This is a genomic window from Brevibacillus sp. MS2.2 (assembly GCF_013284345.1).
In the GTDB taxonomy this organism is placed as follows: Bacteria; Bacillota; Bacilli; order Brevibacillales; family Brevibacillaceae; genus Brevibacillus; species Brevibacillus brevis_C.
Genome location: NZ_JABSUZ010000013.1, coordinates 41,472 through 59,717 on the forward strand (window position 1 = coordinate 41,472; position 18,246 = coordinate 59,717).

Annotated in this window: 17 protein-coding genes; 14 read left to right on the plus strand and 3 right to left on the minus strand. The window is 48.5% G+C overall.

The window, feature by feature from the left end:
* Positions 1 to 113: 113 nt before the first annotated feature.
* The 7 genes from HP568_RS14145 (at position 114) to HP568_RS14175 (ending at position 7,585) form a co-directional block, all read left to right on the plus strand.
* Positions 114 to 731, plus strand: a complete 618-nt coding sequence (locus HP568_RS14145) for a DedA family protein (protein WP_048031937.1) — start codon at positions 114 to 116, stop codon at positions 729 to 731.
* Positions 732 to 734: 3 nt separating this feature from the next.
* The gene (locus HP568_RS14150) at positions 735 to 1,118 is read left to right on the plus strand and encodes a DUF1294 domain-containing protein (RefSeq protein ID WP_048031938.1); all 384 of its coding nucleotides are present in this window, start codon (positions 735 to 737) and stop codon (positions 1,116 to 1,118) included.
* A gap of 94 nt (positions 1,119 to 1,212) precedes the next feature.
* Positions 1,213 to 2,493, plus strand: coding sequence for a kynureninase (kynU, locus tag HP568_RS14155; RefSeq protein ID WP_173629405.1), 1,281 nt, complete (start codon positions 1,213 to 1,215; stop codon positions 2,491 to 2,493).
* 126 nt (positions 2,494 to 2,619) lie between these two features.
* Positions 2,620 to 4,161 (plus strand): spore germination protein, encoded by a 1,542-nt coding sequence (locus HP568_RS14160; RefSeq protein ID WP_173629406.1) that lies wholly within the window; start codon positions 2,620 to 2,622, stop codon positions 4,159 to 4,161.
* The gene (locus tag HP568_RS14165) at positions 4,158 to 5,318 is read left to right on the plus strand and encodes a GerAB/ArcD/ProY family transporter (RefSeq protein WP_173629407.1); all 1,161 of its coding nucleotides are present in this window, start codon (positions 4,158 to 4,160) and stop codon (positions 5,316 to 5,318) included. The genes HP568_RS14160 and HP568_RS14165 overlap by 4 nt, the downstream gene beginning before the upstream one ends.
* Positions 5,311 to 6,441 carry a Ger(x)C family spore germination protein gene (locus HP568_RS14170; protein WP_048031941.1) on the plus strand — a complete coding sequence of 377 codons (1,131 nt, stop codon included), beginning with the start codon at positions 5,311 to 5,313 and terminating at the stop codon, positions 6,439 to 6,441. The genes HP568_RS14165 and HP568_RS14170 overlap by 8 nt, the downstream gene beginning before the upstream one ends.
* Before the next feature lie 13 nt (positions 6,442 to 6,454).
* The gene (locus HP568_RS14175; RefSeq protein WP_048031942.1) at positions 6,455 to 7,585 is read left to right on the plus strand and encodes a GerAB/ArcD/ProY family transporter; all 1,131 of its coding nucleotides are present in this window, start codon (positions 6,455 to 6,457) and stop codon (positions 7,583 to 7,585) included.
* 43 nt (positions 7,586 to 7,628) lie between these two features.
* On the opposite strand, the gene sspI is transcribed toward HP568_RS14175, so the two are convergent.
* Positions 7,629 to 7,865: a small acid-soluble spore protein SspI gene (sspI, locus tag HP568_RS14180; RefSeq protein WP_047070986.1), complete on the minus strand. Its 237-nt coding sequence runs from the start codon at positions 7,863 to 7,865 to the stop codon at positions 7,629 to 7,631.
* A 171-nt stretch (positions 7,866 to 8,036) separates the two neighbouring features.
* Between sspI and HP568_RS14185 the strand changes: the two genes are divergently transcribed.
* Both HP568_RS14185 and HP568_RS14190 read left to right on the plus strand, forming a co-directional pair.
* Positions 8,037 to 8,690 carry a potassium channel family protein gene (locus HP568_RS14185; protein ID WP_007728524.1) on the plus strand — a complete coding sequence of 218 codons (654 nt, stop codon included), beginning with the start codon at positions 8,037 to 8,039 and terminating at the stop codon, positions 8,688 to 8,690.
* A 4-nt stretch (positions 8,691 to 8,694) separates the two neighbouring features.
* Entirely contained in the window at positions 8,695 to 9,522 is an 828-nt protein-coding gene (locus HP568_RS14190; protein WP_173629408.1) for a TrmH family RNA methyltransferase, read from the plus strand.
* Here HP568_RS14190 and HP568_RS14195 read toward each other — a convergent pair.
* A complete protein-coding gene (locus tag HP568_RS14195; protein ID WP_048031946.1) occupies positions 9,519 to 10,238 on the minus strand; it encodes a DUF2225 domain-containing protein in 720 nt (239 codons plus the stop codon). The two genes, HP568_RS14190 and HP568_RS14195, sit on opposite strands and share 4 nt — an antisense overlap.
* Before the next feature lie 458 nt (positions 10,239 to 10,696).
* Between HP568_RS14195 and pheS the strand changes: the two genes are divergently transcribed.
* From pheS to zapA, 3 genes are all read left to right on the plus strand, one after another.
* Positions 10,697 to 11,731 (plus strand): phenylalanine--tRNA ligase subunit alpha, encoded by a 1,035-nt coding sequence (gene pheS, locus HP568_RS14200; RefSeq protein WP_007728518.1) that lies wholly within the window; start codon positions 10,697 to 10,699, stop codon positions 11,729 to 11,731.
* A gap of 15 nt (positions 11,732 to 11,746) precedes the next feature.
* Entirely contained in the window at positions 11,747 to 14,170 is a 2,424-nt protein-coding gene (pheT, locus tag HP568_RS14205) for a phenylalanine--tRNA ligase subunit beta (protein ID WP_173629409.1), read from the plus strand.
* A gap of 82 nt (positions 14,171 to 14,252) precedes the next feature.
* Positions 14,253 to 14,528, plus strand: coding sequence for a cell division protein ZapA (gene zapA / locus HP568_RS14210; RefSeq protein ID WP_007728510.1), 276 nt, complete (start codon positions 14,253 to 14,255; stop codon positions 14,526 to 14,528).
* A gap of 100 nt (positions 14,529 to 14,628) precedes the next feature.
* Here the strand turns inward: zapA and HP568_RS14215 are convergent, their stop codons facing one another.
* Positions 14,629 to 15,003: a phage holin family protein gene (locus HP568_RS14215; protein ID WP_048031948.1), complete on the minus strand. Its 375-nt coding sequence runs from the start codon at positions 15,001 to 15,003 to the stop codon at positions 14,629 to 14,631.
* Positions 15,004 to 15,248: 245 nt separating this feature from the next.
* On the opposite strand from HP568_RS14215, the gene HP568_RS14220 reads away from it, so the two are divergent.
* Both HP568_RS14220 and HP568_RS14225 read left to right on the plus strand, forming a co-directional pair.
* Positions 15,249 to 17,606, plus strand: a complete 2,358-nt coding sequence (locus HP568_RS14220; protein ID WP_173629410.1) for an endonuclease MutS2 — start codon at positions 15,249 to 15,251, stop codon at positions 17,604 to 17,606.
* A 17-nt stretch (positions 17,607 to 17,623) separates the two neighbouring features.
* Positions 17,624 to 18,034, plus strand: coding sequence for a DUF350 domain-containing protein (locus tag HP568_RS14225; protein ID WP_048031950.1), 411 nt, complete (start codon positions 17,624 to 17,626; stop codon positions 18,032 to 18,034).
* Positions 18,035 to 18,246: the final 212 nt, after the last annotated feature.

Sequence of the window (18,246 nt, forward strand, 5' to 3'; positions counted from 1 at the left end):
GTACCTTTTTGGAGGTTCATTCGTAATACATAGAGTCAGATATCGTGCGATGCCATAGCTGCTAGTATGTCAAGAAATGACCGCACTGTGGCAAGGATAGGGGATTTTGCCTCATGGAAGTCGACCTGCTGATGTCAATCATAGAGCAATACGGCTACGTAGCGATTTTTTTCCTGCTTTGGCTGGGGATTGTAGGTTTGCCGATTCCTGATGAGCTGGTTGTTGCTACAGGAGGATTTCTTGCCTCCATCGGCGTGCTAAACCCATGGTATTCTTTTTTGGCGGGATATTTAGGGGTTGCCTCCGGATTGACGATTGGCTTTTTACTTGGAAAGTACTTTGGGAAACCGATATTGCAATGGCTGTGCAAAACCGAGAAAATGAGGAACGCCGTGAATCGATCAACGGGCTTGCTGGAGAAGTATGGTACTACTGCTCTTTGCATCAGCTACTTATTTCCGGTTGTCCGTCATGTCGTACCTTATTTGGTTGGGCTTGGCGGTATGACGTTCCGTCGTTATGCGATGCTGTCTTATCCGATCGGGTTGGTTTGGACCATCGCCTTTTACTTTCTCGGCCATGTATTCGGTAATAATGTGGAAGCAATTATCGAAGTCATCCGTAAATACGGTTTCTACGCTTTGCTGGTGATCGTGGTTGTTTTGGGTGTGGTATTCTTCGTACGCAAGCAGTTCATGGGAAATCGGGCATATCGGGCAAAAGGAGATTAAGAAATGTACCATCAACAATTAGCTGCCCATCGCCGCAATTTCGTGCTGGTGCTCATCATAAGCTGGGTACTCCTCTTGGCAGGATACTTCAATTCGAATGTCTGGGTGCTGGCGGCAGGAGCTTTGCTGGTGAATGGCTATGCTTATTACCTGATGCAAACAGACAAGCGTCTGGCGAAAGAAAAAGGTTTCCGGGTTCCGGAATTGAGCCTTTTGCTGGTCGCATTTTTAGGAGGAGGGATTGGTGCGCTTGAGGGTATGCTCATTCAACGGCATAAGACCAAGCATATCTCTTTTCTCATCCTGCTCCCGCTCTTTTGCATCGCGCAAATCTTGCTAGTCATTTGGTTAACGCAACTATACTTGGATAAAAATCTCGTGTCGTAGGTGACACGGGATTTTCTTTTTTCGAATGGGATTCTCTTGTTTGAAAATTCAGCCTATAATAGAGGTAACGATAGCACAAGCCGAGGAGGTAGCTATGTCTCAATCAAGCCCCCTAACGAAAACGTACGCTGAGCAATTGGATGCACAGGACGAACTCGCGAGCTATCGCGAAGAGTTTTATTTGCTTCCGAGCCTCTATTTGGATGGAAACTCGCTTGGCCTCATGTCAAAAAGAGCGGAAAAGAGCGTCATGGATATGATGCAGTCTTGGAAGGAGCTGGGTGTGAAAGGCTGGACAACGGGTAACCATCCGTGGTTTTTCTTTTCGGAGAAATTGGGAGAGATGAGCGCAGCACTTGTAGGGGCAAGTCCCGAGGAAGTGATCGTAACGGGTTCTACGACGATCAACCTCCACCAGTTGGCAGCTACCTTCTATCGTCCGGTTGGGAAGAGGACAAAGGTGATTGCTACCGAGCTGGATTTCCCTACCGATATTTATGCACTCCAGAGTCAAATGAAGCTCCATGGGCTAGACCCGGAAGAGCATTTGGTCCGGGTAGCGTCAAGAGATGGCCGCCTGATCGAGGAAGAGGACATTATCGATGCGATGACGGATGAAGTAGCACTGGTAATCCTTCCAACGGTTCTGTATCGCAGCGGTCAACTGCTCGATATCGAACGATTGACAGCAGCCGCACATGAGAGAGGGATTCTGATTGGTTTTGACGGATGTCACTCTGTAGGCGCGATCCCGCATTCCTTCAGCGAATGGGGAGTGGACTTTGCCTACTGGTGCAACTACAAATACGTAAATGCAGGGCCCGGAAGCGTGGGCAGCCTATATGTCAACCGCAAGCATTTTGGCAGGGCTCCGGGATTGGCAGGATGGTTCAGTTCGAAAAAGAGTAAGCAATTTGACATGGAACATACGCTGGATGCATGCGAAAATGCGGGCGCTTACCAGATTGGTACCCCACATATGCTGAGTCTCGCCCCGCTGCTTGGTTCCTTGGAAATGTTCCAGGAGGTGTCCGTGGAAAAGCTTCGTACCAAGTCGCTCGGCTTAACGCGGTTCATGATGGATTTGATCGAGGGGGAGCTGGCAGACATGGGTTTTACGATTGCGAACCCACAGCAGGATGACCGCCGAGGTGGGCATGTCAGCCTTGAACACGATGAGGCCATACGTATATGCAAGGCTTTGAAGGAAGCGGGCATTATTCCTGACTTCCGTGCACCAAACATCATCCGGTTAGCCCCCGTTGCTTTCTATACGACTTATACAGAGGTTTGGGAAAGTGTCCAGATCTTAAAAAAGATTATGCTGGAGAAGAGCTACGAGAAATTTGAAAACAAGCGAGAGGTAGTTGCTTAGCAGGTCCGACTTAGGTTGGACCTGTTTTTCTTATGGAATAAGCCTTTTACGGGATTTCCTTTCCATTATTGGGCACACTATCCGTACCTGTCGGCAGACTACATTCCATGGATAAGGGTGAGCAGCTTGAGCCAGTTTTTTCAAGCATGGAAGAAAAGAAAAGAAGCCCTCCAGTCAAAAACGTTGGAACAGCACTCTGACAAGAGCATGGAAAGCGTATCGGATGTTGCGCTCACGACAAATGTGGAAGAAAACATCCAATTGATTCAAGCGCAATTTGGAAAGTGTGACGATCTCGTTGTTCGTCGTTTTCAAACAAAGTCAAAGGCACAAGCCGCTATCGTTTTTATAGATGGCATGGTGGATCGCAATGTCATCAGTGATTTTATTATTCGCTATATGACGACTCCCGATATCACCTATCAAGATCCGGCGACAAATGAGCTGGATTTGACAGACAAACTGAGGCAGATCGTCCGAAATATTTTGTCTGGATGTGCGGTACTGATCATCGATGGGTGTCAAAATGCTTATTTGAATAACACGAGAGGTTGGGACAGGCGTTCAGTGGAAGAGCCTCAGACGGAATCAGTCGTACGAGGGCCACGCGATGGCTTTTGTGAGACGTTGTGCGTGAATTCAGCATTGATCCGCTTCCGCTTGAAAGACCCCAATCTCAGAGTGCGTCATATGGTTGTCGGTGAACGAACACAGACTGACATTTACGTCATGTACATCGACGGTATTGCGTATCCCCCAATGGTGGAGGAAGTAATTGCGCGAATAGAGAGTAATGTTCGTGTGGATGCTGTGTTGGAGAGCGGGTACATCGAACAAATGATTCAGGATCGGAGATGGTCCCCCTTCCCGCAGATTCAAAATACGGAGCGCCCTGACAAAGTAGTGGCCAATCTTTTGGAAGGGAAGGTAGGCATTCTGATAGACGGGACTCCGTTCGGATTGATTGCTCCGGCTGTATTTTCGCAGTTTTATCAGAGTCCCGAGGATTATTACGAGCGATTTTATATCGCGACCTTGATTCGTTTCATTCGGATTATTAGTATCAGTATCGCCTTGCTGTTGCCGTCTCTTTATATCGCTTTTAGTGCGTTCCATCCAGAGATGATCCCTTCTCGGTTGGTCATTGCGATGGCGGCAGGACGATCTACCGTTCCATTCCCTTCTTTAATCGAAGCCCTGTTTATGGAGTTGGCCATTGAGATATTGAGGGAAGCGAGTGTGAGGCTGCCGGGGCCAATTGGTCCTACGATCGGGATTGTTGGAGCACTGGTGGTCGGAGAAGCGGCGGTAACGGCCGGGCTTGTCAGTCCTGTCATGGTAATCATCGTGGCTGTGACGACAATCGGCTCGTTCGCATCCCCGAGTTATAGCGCAGCGATTGCCATTCGCATGCTCCGTTTCCCGGTTATGATCTTGGCAGGGATGTTTGGTCTTTACGGTATTATGCTGTTTTTGATCGTCATCCTCATTCACTTGTCTTCACTGAAATCGTTTGGAGTACCCTATATGAGCCCGCTTAGTCCGCTCAACCTGAATGGAATGAAGGACTTGTTCATACGGGCCCCGCATCATCTATTGAAAACAAGACCGATGATGTTTCATGTTCAAGATAAAATCCGGATCAGAGAGGAGGAGAACCCGAAATGAGCAGGAGGGAGGGGCACGGCTGGCACCAGACTCTATCGATGTGGCAGCAAATTTGTCTCATGACAAGTACCTTAATCGGTGTCGGCGTATTGACCCTTCCTCGCACAACTAGCTCGAGATTATTCGAGGCAGGCTGGATCGCCCCTCTGATTGGCTCAGCAGGTGCGTATGTCTCCTTATGGTTAATTGTCAAATTAAGCAGGCGTTACCCGGGAGAAACCTTCATTGAATACAGTCACAAGGTGTGGGGATCTGTCAGACGGCCTTGGGTGGGCAAAGTGTTCAGCCTTCCCTGGATTTGTATCTATCTGGTATATCTGTATTTTTCCACGGCAGTCGTCTCGCGTGTGTTTGGCGAAGTGGTTGTGACTTCCGTTCTTTTGCAAACTCCGTTGGAAGTTATGCTTATCACGATGTTTTTACTGGTGCTGTTTTTGTGCATGCATGAGGTGGAAGTAGTAGCGCGAGTGAACGAGCTGCTGTTTCCTTTAATTATCTTGCCGCTTCTTTTTATCGCGCTTGCGTCGTTCCAAAAAGCGGAGTTTGGGAATCTCCTCCCGATTAATCATGTGTCGATCAGTTCAATGGTAAAGGGGGTATACGAAGGAATTTATTCCTATTCCGGTTTTGAAATTATGTTCGTCTTTTTTGCCTATGCACAACAAAACACGAACAGGGAAAAGGCGGGATTTTACAGTCTGTTAATTGCAGCATTACTTTACATGTTAATTGTGGTGGCGGGCATTTCGGTATTTGGGTACGAAGAGCTCCAGAGGGTGACGTGGCCGACACTTGAATTGGTCAAGACGACGCAGGTGCCAGGATTGATCTTGGAACGTTTGGAGTCCGCTTTTTTGGCAGTGTGGGTTGCGGCTGTTTTTACTACGGTAGCCAATGCGTATTACGCGGTTGTTTATTCGCTGAGACAGTTGTTTCGCAAGGGAATCTGGTTTCAAAGAAGCGTGGCTTCTATTCTCCTCGTCCCCTTATACTTCTTTGCGCTCATTCCTCAAAACATCACGGAAGTATTTAAGTTAGCGTCGTTGTTGGGGTTGTCTAGCCTGGTCATTAATTTGCTTATCCCCGTCGTTTACTGGATAGCAATCCTCATCCGCGACATGGTGACGCGACGAGAGGGGCGGAATATCGATGGGTAAGTCTCTTAGATACTTCGCTTTACTGATCATCTGTACAATCTTGCTGACAGGGTGCTGGGACAGACGTGAACTGGAGGAACGCGCATCCGTATTGGCCATTGCGATTGATCAGGATGAAAAGGATGAAAAGCTGTACAAAATGACCGTCCAAATCCCGATTCCCATCAAAATCGCGGGGAGCAGTGGGAAGGGGGGAGGAAGTGGTGCGGATGCCGTGAAGATCATGAGCGTGACAGGAAGAACGGTAACAGATGCTTCTAATAACTTGCAAATGCGGATGAACCAGCGATTGTTTCTTGGACATACGCGTATTCTTGCCATAAGTGAGGAGGTGGCTCGAAAGGGAATCCAGGACATCATGGACAGTTTTCGGCGCGAACCGCAAATACGGCGACTTCTGTGGCCGATCGTCGTGAAGGGTAAAGCGTCTACCTTGCTGGAAATCAAACCGAGAATCGAGCCGATTCCAGTCGTCTATATGATGGGGCTGATCGAAAATGGCATGAAATTAGGAAGAATTCCAGACCAAACGTTGGGCGACTATTTCAATCAGACCTCTAATCTAACCATGGAGCCGTTTTTGAATTATGTAGAGGCACGAATGAATGAGGTGAGCTGGAAAGGGGTTGCCGTTTTTCGCGGACACAAGATGGTGGGGAAATTGGATCACTTACAAACATGGATATTGCTCCAGTTGCGAAATGAAAAACCGGGTGGAGACATTGTGCTTCCGTTGCCAAAAACCAAGAACGGATATGTAAGTTTTCGTCCGCATTTTGTAAAAAAAAAGGTGATCATTCACCAATCCTCTTCCGCTACTTATCATTGCGAGCTCCAAGGAGATATTGTCGAACTCACAGAAGACCTGAAAATTCCGCCAGAGCAATTCGTCCTGCAAATGCAAGCGCTTATCAAAAAAGAGATGGAAAACCGCGCAAAGAAGCTACTACAGCAATTACAAAAGCAGTACAATAGTGACATTTTGAAGCTGGGCCTTACACTGCGTGCGAAGCATTACCAAGACTACTGGAAAACTCACAATTGGAAGCAAGATTTCAGGGATTTTCCGGTTCGCGTTACATACACAATCAAGCTTCGCCGTCTTGGTATGGAAATGCAATAGGAGAGCGATCACTATGGAGAATCAGCAACGTAATTTTGGTGCCTGGCAACTGACAAGCATTATGATCAGTTCGATGATCGGGGTGGGTATTCTCATCATCCCGAGAACGGCAACCGAGCTTCTTCGTCAAATGGGGTGGTTAGGACCCGTTGCAGGTGCTATCGTAGCATCCGTGGCTGTGGCGGCTATCGTTTATTTAGGCAACCAGTTTCCTGGCCTTACCTTTGTCGAATTTATGCCGAAGATATTTGGTGTTGCCATCGGTAACCTGTGTGTGTTTCTTTTCATTCTCTACCAGTTCCTCAATGCGGGAATCACAGCCAGATTGTTCGGGGAAGTCGTCGTAACCTCCGTATTGCCGCAAACGCCACTAGAAGTAATTATCATCACGTTGCTATTGTTGGTCATGTTTCTTTGTTGTCATGAGATTGAAGTTGTGGCAAGGGTAAATGAGCTATTGATTCCTTTCCTTATGTTGCCGTCTCTCTTGGTTCCGCTCGTATCCTTCTTGAACGCAGATTGGTACAATTTATTGCCATTCCAACTGGAGTCATGGACAGATGTCATAAAAACGGGTCTGGAAACGTATACGCTCTACACCGGGTATGAGCTGTTAATGGTTTACTTTGCCTTTGCTATTCCCGGGGCAAGGCTAGGGGTGGCAAGCATGACAGGTATGAGCTTTGCTCTTGTCGTTTATGTGATCACAGTTGTTGCAGGAATTACTGTATTTGGCTATGAAGAATTGCAGAGGCTTGTTTGGCCAACACTTGAACTGATCAAGGTAACGCAGAAAACCGGCTGGTTTTTGGAGCGTTTTGAGTCCGCCTTTCTTGCGATTTGGGTTGCTTCTGTATTTACAACGATCGGGAATATGCTTTACGCGACGATTTTTTCCTTGCGACGCTTGTTTCACAAAGGCATTCATTTTCAGCGAATCACCGCGATTGTGATCATGGTGCCACTCTTTTTCCTAACATTAGTGCCGCAAAATATAGTGGAGTTGTTTTCTTTTACAAAGTATTTGACGGCCGTAGGATTTTTGATAACCATCATCATTCCCCTCTTGCTGGCAATCACCCAATTCATGCGCAATCAGTTCAACAAAGGTCGGGAAGTAAACAATGAAAAGGGAGGGACATAGCAGTCCCTCCCTTTGTAGCTTTATTTGCTTGATGAAGACGTGGTTAGATCGGTTTTTCGGCTTGCTCAGGCAAGTGTTCCGCGATAGTTGTAATCATGGATTGGCGTGAGGAAGCATCGCTGTTTTGCCACAGCACTTCAAATAAAACACCTAAACCCGGCAGTGTCTTCTCCTGACCACTTGCGATAGCATCACTGATGGTTTCTTCCACTGCGTTTGGATCTGAGCCTTGCATTTTGTACATGATCGCTTGACGTAAGTTGAGTGAGGCAATATTCATGACCGTGCTTGCACCTCTCTTGTGAGAATGAATTCATGAAATAGTATTTGTAAACGCTGATTTGTGCATACCATGCTTTTCGTACAAAACGTTCATGAGCATTTTGTGGCGGATGTTTTGGTTGTGCTATAATGCTTGATATTGGTAAGTTCCGTAAAGGAGAAGATTAACATGTCCAAGCAATTTGCCATTATCGGGATGGGACGTTTTGGTTCTAGCGTGGCGAGAACGTTATACGAGATGGATTATGAAGTCATGGGAATAGATGAGAACGAGGAGCGTATTAACGAAAATATTCAGTACGTAACGCATGCGGTAGCAGCTGATTCTACGGATGAACGCGCTTTGAAGGAAATCGGCATCCGCAATTTTGACGTTGTCGTCGTGGCCATTGGGGTCGATATTCAGGCGAGTATCCTGACGGTATTGACACTGAAAGATTTGGGTGTCAAAAAGATTGTGGCAAAAGCACAGAATGAGCGTCATGGACAAGTATTGTACAAGGTAGGAGCTGACCGTGTTGTATTCCCTGAGCGTGACATGGGGGTGCGAGTCGCTCACAATCTGATCTCCTCTAACGTTCTTGACTTTATTGAGCTGGCAGAGGACTACAGCGTGGCGGAGGTAGTCGTGTCGTCCAAGCTGGTCGGTCAAAACTTGCGGCAACTGGATATTCGGAAAAAATACGAAGTCAACGTTATTGCCATCAAAAGCGGAGATAAATTCAACATCGCTCCTAGCCCGGATGAAGTCATCCAATACGGCGACGTGCTTGTGGTGATCGGGAACAACAAAGACTTACGCGAATTTGAGGAGCGGGCATAGGTTTATGACAAATGAAATCATTACTTCGATACAAAACCCTTTGGTCAAGCGATTGCACCAGTTGCTGTCTCGCAAAGGTCGGGAGGAGCAACAGCGTTTTCTCGTGGAAGGGGCGCATCTGGTAGAGGAGGCGTTAAAAAGCGGGGCGGAGGTAGTCACGGTTATCTACGATCAGCAGCGTGACATGGACCCTGCTTGCCAACGTGCATTGGCTAATCATCCGGATGCTGTTCAGGTCATTGCGGCATCAGAGGCAGTGCTGGCGAAGCTGTCCGAAACCAAGTCTCCACAAGGAATTGTAGCCGAAGTGAAAAAAACAGCAGCAGATTGGGCCGAATGGGTAGATAAGAAGAGACAGGAACAAGACAGCTTGTTGCTTCTCTTTTTGGACGAAATACAAGACCCGGGCAACCTCGGCACGATCTTGCGTACAGCAGAAGCCGCAGCAGTCGATGGTGTCGTACTTGGAAGTGGCAGTGTCGATATTTACAATGGAAAAGTGGTACGGGCCACAATGGGAGCACTGTTCCGTATCCCGGTCTTTACACAGTCGTTAGTCGAGACGGCAGATGAATGGAAGGCAAAGGGAGGGCGAGTTCTGATCTCTTCCTTGGAGCAAAACAGTGTATCCTATGACGAGGCTGATTATGCTGGTCTGACGGCAATGGTCATCGGCAATGAAGGAAGAGGCGTCTCTAAAGAGATGTTTGCCAGGGCAGATCAATTCGTTCACATCCCGCTTTATGGCGGCGCAGAGTCGTTGAATGCAGCAGTTGCGGCGGGAATTTTTGTCTATGAGGCACAGCGCAAAAGAAAAGATCGGCATGTCTAGCCGATCTTTTGCTCGTTCTTTTTCTCTTTATACTCCTCGCGCGCGAGTTGCCATTGATCTTGCGCCATCCGGATAATGCCGCTCTCAATGGTGTGATTGCGAAAGGCGAGTGCCTTGCCGAAATACTTGATGGCTAAGTCAAACTTTTCGAGTCTGCGGTAGAGCTCACCAATCAAGTACAGCAAGCGGACTTCGGTCATTTCCTTGTCGCCGCGTGTATAGTCGGAATGAATATACGATTGTTCATATTCTTCCACGGCCATATCGATAAAGCGCATTTCTTCCACGACATTTTTCTGGAATCGATAAAGCCATGCGAGGCGCAAATACAGACCCGCTTTTACGGAATGGGGCTGATCCGTTAGTTCAGCCGCGTAAATGGCCAGTTTGTAGCTGACAATAGCTTCTGGTACATGACGAACATTGCCAAAATCTTTTGGCGTCCATTTCGAGGTGATTTGTTCATCCACAATCTGCTTTTGCCAAGGGGCGAGCTTATCCCGGAATTGATCCGTAAAGGCGAAGCCGCATTCAGGGCAGACATTGACGGTATATATAATGGGATTTAAAGATTGCTCTTTAAAAGTGGTATAAAAATCGCTGTCGCGATGAAGCATCGTCAACGTGCCGCTTCTGATCCTTTTTGTCGAAAAGGTCGCTTGGCAATGGCGGCAGTTGCTTGTCTTATCGTAAAGGGCGGAAACATTATCAATCATGTCAAAATCCCCTTTCGAATGGGTAACATACACATGAAAGCACTCTTTTGATATGTAACATTTGTAGAATTGAAAGTTCTCTCTTGTTGCGCTATAATTTTCCTTACGTCACAATTATAACGTAAAGCGATGACGGAGACTAGTACGCAGGACCTATCTGTTTTTTCAGGGAGAAGATGTCACAGACTGCGAACATCTTTAACATGATAGCTGCCGAATTCACTCCAAAGCCGCACTCTGAACCGCTTTTCGCGCAGTAGGAGCAGCCGGGTCATACCCGTTACCAATGATCTGAAGTGAGACAAATGTCTCTTTCCACTAGTGATATTGTCATGTATTTGTCACAGGCTGGAAGCGAATTGTCTAACAAGGGTGGTACCGCGAGAAAAAAGTAACTCGTCCCTTTTCTGGGGCGGGTTTTTCTTTTTTTTTACAAACGAAAAAAGGAGCGATTCGAAGTGCAAACTCGGTTGCAAGAAATGAAAGAGTCCGCACTGGGCCAAATCAGCCAAGTGACAGAAGCCGCACAACTTCAGGATTTGCGCGTCAAATACCTGGGGAAAAAGGGTGAGTTGACAGAACTGCTACGCGGTATGGGCGGCCTTTCGCCAGAAGAGCGTCCAGTTGTCGGTCAATTGGTAAATGAAGTAAGGGAAGCACTGGAGGCAGCGTTCTCCGGCAAACAACAAGCATTTGAAGAAGCGGCTCTCTTTGCCAAGCTTTCTTCTCAAACGATCGATGTGACACTGCCAGGGCGTCCAGTACCAGCAGGCACCATGCACCCGCTCTCTCGGATCATTGAAGAGATCGAAGACATTTTCATCGGCCTGGGCTTCGAGGTGGCAGAAGGTCCTGAGGTCGAAATGGACCACTTCAACTTCGAGATGCTAAACCTGCCGAAAGATCACCCGGCGCGCGATATGCAAGACACGTTCTACGTCACAGAAGAGCTACTGCTCCGTACGCAGACATCTCCTGTGCAAGCACGTACGATGCTGAAAAAAGAAGGCAAGACCCCACTGAAAATGATTTGTCCGGGTAAAGTGTATCGCCGCGATGATGACGATGCGACACACTCCCACCAATTCACGCAGATCGAGGGTCTCGTGATTGATAAAAAAATCGGGATGAGTGACTTGAAAGGGACCCTGTTAACGTTTGCCCGTCAAATGTTCGGGGAAAACCAGCAAATTCGTCTGCGCCCAAGCTTCTTCCCGTTCACGGAGCCTTCCGTAGAAGTAGACCTGCAATGCTTCAACTGCGGTGGTCACGGTTGCCGTGTATGTAAGCAAACAGGCTGGATCGAGATTTTGGGTGCTGGTATGGTTCACCCGCGCGTACTGGAAATGGCCGGCTACAACCCTGAGGAAGTCAGCGGCTTTGCATTCGGTATGGGTGTAGAACGAATTGCGATGCTCAAATACGCGGTGGAGGACATCCGCCATTTTTATACCAACGACGTTCGTTTTCTGCGTCAGTTCAATCGAGGCTAGAGAGGAGAGGCAAAGATGAAGGTATCGTACCAATGGTTATCTGAATACGTCGATCTGAGTGGAACGACGCCCCAGGAGCTGGCTGAAAAGCTGACTCGCAGCGGGATTGAAGTAGACGCAGTTGAATCACGCAACGCAGGAGTATCCGGTGTTGTGATCGGTTATGTAAAAGAACGTAGCAAGCACCCCGATGCAGACCGTCTCAACGTATGCGTCGTTGATGCAGGACAAGGAGAAGACCTGCAAATCGTTTGTGGGGCAGCGAACGTAGACAAGGGACAAAAAGTTCTCGTTGCCTTGATCGGTGCAAAGCTCCCGGGTGGTCTGAACATCAAACGCTCCAAGCTGCGCGGTGTAGAATCCCAAGGGATGATCTGCTCGGCAAAAGAACTGGGCTTAAACGACAAGCTTCTGGCAAAAGATCAGCAAGAAGGCATTATGGTCTTGCCAGCGGATGCGGAAATCGGAATGGATGCTGTTTCGTACCTCGGCCTGGATGACTATGTGCTGGAATTGGGACTGACACCGAACCGTTCGGATTGCTTGAGCATGCTGGGGGTTGCTTACGAGGTAGCCGCTATTTTGGGCAAAGAAGTGGTATTCCCGCAAATCGAGCTGACCGAAAATGGTGGCGACAACCCGATCCAAGTCAAGATCGAAGCGACAAATGAAAGCTATCAATACCATGGTCGTCACTTCACCAACGCCCAAATCGCGACATCTCCACAATGGATGAAAAATCGCTTGATGGCAGCGGGAATTCGTCCAATCAACAACGTAGTAGACGTAACAAACTACGTCCTGCTCGAATACGGTCAGCCGCTGCATGCTTTCGATGCGACACAGGTAGCTGATCGCTCTATTGTCGTTCGACTGGCAAACGAGGGCGAAAAGCTCGTGACATTGGACGATCAAGAGCGCACACTGGATGAGCAAACCTTGCTGATTGCCGACCAGACCAAAGGCTTGGCGATCGCAGGGGTAATGGGTGGAGCGAACTCCGAAATCACTGGCGAGACGAGCGAAATCATTCTCGAAGCAGCTTGGTTCACGCCAAAAACAGTACGCCGCACAGCTCGTATGCTCGGCATGCGTACAGAAGGCTGCGTACGTTGGGAAAAAGGCGTTGACCAAGCACGTGTGCAGGAAGCGGGAGAACGCGCTGCTGCTCTGATTCAGCAATTGTCTGGGGCAACGGTATCCAAAGGAATCAGCTCTGCTGTTGTAAGCGAAGCTGCGCCTGCTGTTGTTTCCGTTACGCTTGCAAAAATCAATCAGCATCTCGGAACCGACATGTCGGCTTCTGATGTATCGCCGATTTTCGAGCGTCTGCAATTCCCGTATGAAGTAGCGGGCGACAAATGGACGGTAACGGTTCCAACGAGACGTGGCGACATTACGCTGCCAGAGGATTTGGTGGAAGAGGTTGCACGTCTGTACGGCTACGACAACATTCCGACCAGCTTGCCTTCTGGTTCAACCACACAGGGACAGTTGACAAAAGAACAGCAATTGCGCCGTACGATCCGTCATCATTTGATCGGTACTGGCATGAATGAAGCGATTTCCTATGCACTGGTTCATCCAGATCGTGTTGAGGCAGTAGCGGGTCTGCATCAGGAGAGAGTAAACCCTGTTGCGCTCATGATGCCGATGAGTGAAGACCATAGCGTTTTGCGCACGAGCTTGATTCCTAGCCTCTTGGAAACAGTCGCTTACAATAAAAACCGCCAAAACCACGATGTTGCGATTTTCGAATTGGGCCGTGTGTTCTTGACGAAAGAAGAAACACTCACACAGCTTCCAGAAGAACGTCTGTATGTAGCGGGTGCATTGACTGGACAATTGCTCACACAAAACTGGATGGGCGCTAAGCAGCCTGTTGATTTCTTCCAAACCAAAGGGATTGTCGAATCACTCTTCGCTCGTTTGGGTATCCAAGGTGCCGAGTACAAAGCCGTCCAGGACATCGCAGGTATGCACCCGGGACGTACCGCGGAAGTATGGGTAGGTGAAAAGCGTCTAGGGTACCTGGGGCAAGTTCATCCGGGCACAGAAAAAGCGTATGATCTGTCCGAAACGTATGTATTCCAGTTTGATGTAGCTACTTTGATTGATGTAGCTGCTGAGGTAGGACATTACAATCAATTGCCGAAGTCCCCAGCGGTAACGCGTGACTTGGCTCTTGTTGTGGATCGCAGTGTAGCTGCTGGTGCATTGGAAGCAACGATTCGTGAAGCGGCAGGTGAGTTGCTCGAGTCCGTAACCCTGTTCGATGTATACATGGGTGAGCGTATTGCCCAAGATAAGAAGAGCATGGCATTTGCCCTCGTATTCCGTCACGCAGAGCGTACTTTGCAGGACGAAGAGATTCAACAAGTGACCAGTGCTGTCATCGAAGCCCTGAAAAACAACACAGGCGCTGAACTGCGCATGTAAGATTGCTTGACGAAATCTGACATTTTCAGTAACCTAAAAAAGGATAAAGTAGAGCAAAGGTCGCAGTAGGGAGGTACCTCTCGTGCAAGGTGATGGGAAAAATCGTTTGACGGTGGACATCTTTGGCCAACAATACCGGCTCAGTGGAAAGGCAAGTGTCAATCACATACGCATGGTGGCCGGTTTCGTTGATGACAAGATGAACGAAATCGCAAACGGCAACCATCGACTGGATACTGCCAAAATTGCCGTACTTTCTGCGGTCAATATCGCGGATGAATACTTCCGCTTGCGTCAGGAGTACGAAGAACTGCTGAAAATCATTCAGGAAGAGGCAAAGGCTAAACCGATAGATTAAGGAAAAGAGGGGCTTGAATGCCTCTCTTTTTTTTCACGTTGTGGGTAAAAGGAGAAGAGCCACCCCGTTTTTGATGGGATGGCTCTTTGTCGCATTTTGCCTATGTCTCCTGCTTGTTCCCGGCATCCCCATTGCGCACGTCCATATGGGTTTTGATCGGGATAAACAAGTCGATGATCCCGATCACCAAGGAAGCCAGAAGCGCTCCAAGAATCGTTACGCGGAAGCCAGAGACGATGAACTGAGTGAGATAAATCACGACGGCACTGACCAAGAAGCCGATAATACCACGATTGTACGGCGAAATTCGATCTCCGAAAATGGCTTCTACGGCCCAGCCAATCAGAGCGATGACAACGGCCGCGAGCAGAGCTGTCCAAAAACTGCTAACCGAAAAGCCGGGGACCAGAAAGCCGACAAACATCAGGACTACGGCAGCGACGATAAAGCGGACGATATGGCGCATGATCGTCAAGTGTACTCCTCCTTTAGAGTTGTTTCACCTTTCATTCTCTCACGCAAAGTGTAGATCTATGCCCAACGAAAACGTGTAAAATTATCCTTCGCCGATGATGCCTGTCTGATGCTATCCGTTGCCCAAGTTTTCTAAGCTCCGCTGCCATGCTATAATGGGGAGATATCGTAATGATTGCCGGTATAGACCGTCGCTCCCGCCCGCACGGTACAACGGTCGCCGCTGGATAAAGAAGGAGGAGCACAGTGGAACAACGGGTTTTAAAAACGTTAGAATACGATAAAATAGTCGCCCTGTTGATTGACAAGGCATCTTGCACATATGGTAAAGAAAAAGCAGCAGAGCTGATTCCATTTTTACGCTTGGATGAAGTCATAACCGCTCAGCAAGGGACTGAACAAGCAGCGACCGTGTTACGCCTGAAAGGCAGCGTGCCTCTCGGTGGCATTCGCGATATTCGCGGTCCCGTACAGCGCGCCAGATTGAACGCCATGCTCGCCCCGATGGAATTGCTGGATATCGCCAGCACCGTAATGGCTGGACGCAGGCTCAAAACGTTTTTGCTCGATATGTGTGAGGATCACGAGCTGCCATTATTGCAACAGCAGGCAGAGCGTATTGAGGGCCTGCGCGAGTTGGAAACTGAAATTCGCCGCTGTGTTGATGAAAATGGCGATATTTTGGACAGCGCGAGCCTTGAATTGCGACAGGTACGTCAGGAGATTAGACAGGTCGAGTTGCGCATTCGTGAAAAGCTCGATCAAATGACACGCTCGTCTACTTACCAAAAAATGCTGATGGAAAACATCGTTACAATTCGTGGCGATCGTTTCGTCATTCCGGTGAAGCAGGAGTATCGTTCTGTATTTGGCGGAATTGTTCACGATCAGTCGGCATCTGGGGCGACGCTCTTTATCGAACCGGAAGTGATCGTCGAGATGAACAACAAGCTTCGCGAGCTTCGCTTGCGTGAGGAACGTGAAGTGGAGCGTATTCTGTATGTGTTGACGGAGCAGGTATCCTTTGCGGTAGAGGCTTTGATCGAGAATACAGAAGCGCTGACAGAGCTTGATTTTATGTTTGCCAAGGCTCAGCTTGCCTGGAGCATGAAGGCGATCTGTCCACGCATCAATGATCGCGGGTACGTTAACATGCGTAAAGCGCGTCATCCACTTATTCCACGAGAAGTTGTCGTTCCTGTAGATGTGGAGCTGGGTGGAGAGTATCAGGCGATTGTTGTGACAGGCCCGAATACAGGCGGAAAAACCGTTTCCCTCAAAACAATCGGACTGCTGTCCTTGATGACCATGGCAGGCTTGCATATTCCGGCAGAGGAAGAGAGCGAGATGACCGTATTCTCCTCCGTTTTTGCCGATATCGGGGATGAGCAATCCATCGAGCAGAGCCTGTCTACGTTCTCGAGCCATATGACCAATATTATTCAAATCTTGGCGAAAATGGACGACAAGAGCCTGGTTCTGTTTGACGAGCTAGGCGCAGGAACAGATCCGACAGAGGGTGCTGCTCTGGCCATGTCCATCATCGACCATGTGATTGATTCCGGCGCGAGATTGGTCGCAACGACTCACTACAGTGAATTGAAGGCGTATGCCTACGATAGACCCGAGGTCATCAATGCCAGCGTGGAATTTGATGTACAGACGCTGCGTCCTACTTATCGCTTGCTTATCGGGGTGCCAGGTAGGTCCAACGCATTTGCCATCGCAAGACGTCTGGGATTGCCGGAACACATCATTGATGTAGCACGTGGCTCGATCAGTGAGGAAGATAATCAGGTCGAGAGCATGATTGCTTCGTTGGAGCGCAATCGCAAGTCGGCGGAAGCGGACAGGTTGGCGGCAAAAGCGGCACGCGAGGAAGCGGAAGAGCTGCGTAGACGGCTGGAAGAAGAGCGCGCACAATTTGCCGAAGAGAAAAACAAGCGAATGGAGCGAGCAGAAGACGAAGCGCGAATTGCCGTCCAACTCGCAAAAGAAGAAGCGGAAACGATCATTCGCGAGCTGCGCGAAATGATGGCAGAAGGCATGGAAATCAAGGAGCATCGTCTCATCGATGCGAAGAAGCGCTTGGGCAATGCCGTTCTTGAGCTGGACAAGGAAAAGGTGAAGAAGCCGGCAAAAGCAGTTCGTGCCACACAAATTAAGGTGGGCGACGAGGTAATGGTGACGAGCTTCGGACAAAAAGGAACCGTGCTGGAAAAGGTAAACAATGAAGAATTCCTCGTGCAGATCGGGATTATGAAAATGAAAGTGAAGCGCGATGATATGCATGTACAAAACTCGATCCGGCAAAAACCGCAAGCGGCTCCGTACACTTCTGTGAAGCGTCGCAGTGACAATATCAAGATGGATCTCGACTTGCGCGGCTACAACGTCGAGGACAGCATTCGGGAAATTGATCAGTTCTTAGATGACGCGCTGTTGGCAGGCTTGCACTCGGTTTCCATTATTCACGGACACGGGACAGGGGTACTGCGCAAAGGCGTGCATGAGTATTTGAGAAATCATCGTAATGTAAAATCCTTCCGCTTAGGTGGTCAAGGAGAAGGCGGCGTAGGTGCTACCATTGCCGAATTGAAATAAGAGGTCGGGAGGGACATATGGAAAACCTTCTACACAATCCATATTTTGCAACTGCAGCTTATTTTACAGTGTCTGGACTGGCGATGGTTTTATTCTTAGCCATTTTTGAACTAGTGACGCGTTATCGTGTTTGGGAAGAATTGAAGCGTGGGAACATGGCAGTAGCAATGGCAACAGGCGGGAAAATTTTTGGGATCGCGAACATTTTCCGTTATTCCATTCAGGCGCATTTGTCTTTGGGAGAAGCGTTAATTTGGGCGACATTCGGATTTTTCCTGTTGTTGTCTGCGTACTTCATTTTTGAATTCATGACCCCTACCTTTAATGTTGATCAGGAAATTGCCAAAGATAACAGGGCCATTGGCTTTATTGCGATGGTCCTGTCCATCGGTTTCTCGTATATCATAGGGGCATCCTTGCCTCGTTAGACGGGTTGAACGTTATTTCAAACGAGAGTATAATTTGATTTGGCGAAAGAGTACCAAACTATTCTGCCCAATCAAAGTCCTTTTTACGAAAAAGAGGACAGGCCAAGATTGTATGGGGGAGGAACAGCCTTGGAAACGTTGTACAAGGTCCTCATTGGATTGTGTGTGCTTTTTATCGCTGCAGGTGTTTACTACCTGTCCTAAAAATATGC

Excerpts from the sequence above, each read along its gene's own strand:
- pheT (WP_173629409.1), top strand. The coding sequence starts at position 11,747 with ATGAAGGTATCGTACCAATGGTTATCTGAATACGTCGATCTGAGTGGA.
- HP568_RS14225 (WP_048031950.1), top strand. The coding sequence starts at position 17,624 with ATGGAAAACCTTCTACACAATCCATATTTTGCAACTGCAGCTTATTTT.
- HP568_RS14195 (WP_048031946.1), bottom strand. The coding sequence starts at position 10,238 with ATGATTGATAATGTTTCCGCCCTTTACGATAAGACAAGCAACTGCCGC.
- HP568_RS14150 (WP_048031938.1), top strand. The coding sequence starts at position 735 with ATGTACCATCAACAATTAGCTGCCCATCGCCGCAATTTCGTGCTGGTG.
- HP568_RS14165 (WP_173629407.1), top strand. The coding sequence starts at position 4,158 with ATGAGCAGGAGGGAGGGGCACGGCTGGCACCAGACTCTATCGATGTGG.
- HP568_RS14145 (WP_048031937.1), top strand. The coding sequence starts at position 114 with ATGGAAGTCGACCTGCTGATGTCAATCATAGAGCAATACGGCTACGTA.
- sspI (WP_047070986.1), bottom strand. The coding sequence starts at position 7,865 with ATGAATATTGCCTCACTCAACTTACGTCAAGCGATCATGTACAAAATG.
- HP568_RS14185 (WP_007728524.1), top strand. The coding sequence starts at position 8,037 with ATGTCCAAGCAATTTGCCATTATCGGGATGGGACGTTTTGGTTCTAGC.
- HP568_RS14170 (WP_048031941.1), top strand. The coding sequence starts at position 5,311 with ATGGGTAAGTCTCTTAGATACTTCGCTTTACTGATCATCTGTACAATC.
- HP568_RS14190 (WP_173629408.1), top strand. The coding sequence starts at position 8,695 with ATGACAAATGAAATCATTACTTCGATACAAAACCCTTTGGTCAAGCGA.
- HP568_RS14175 (WP_048031942.1), top strand. The coding sequence starts at position 6,455 with ATGGAGAATCAGCAACGTAATTTTGGTGCCTGGCAACTGACAAGCATT.
- kynU (WP_173629405.1), top strand. The coding sequence starts at position 1,213 with ATGTCTCAATCAAGCCCCCTAACGAAAACGTACGCTGAGCAATTGGAT.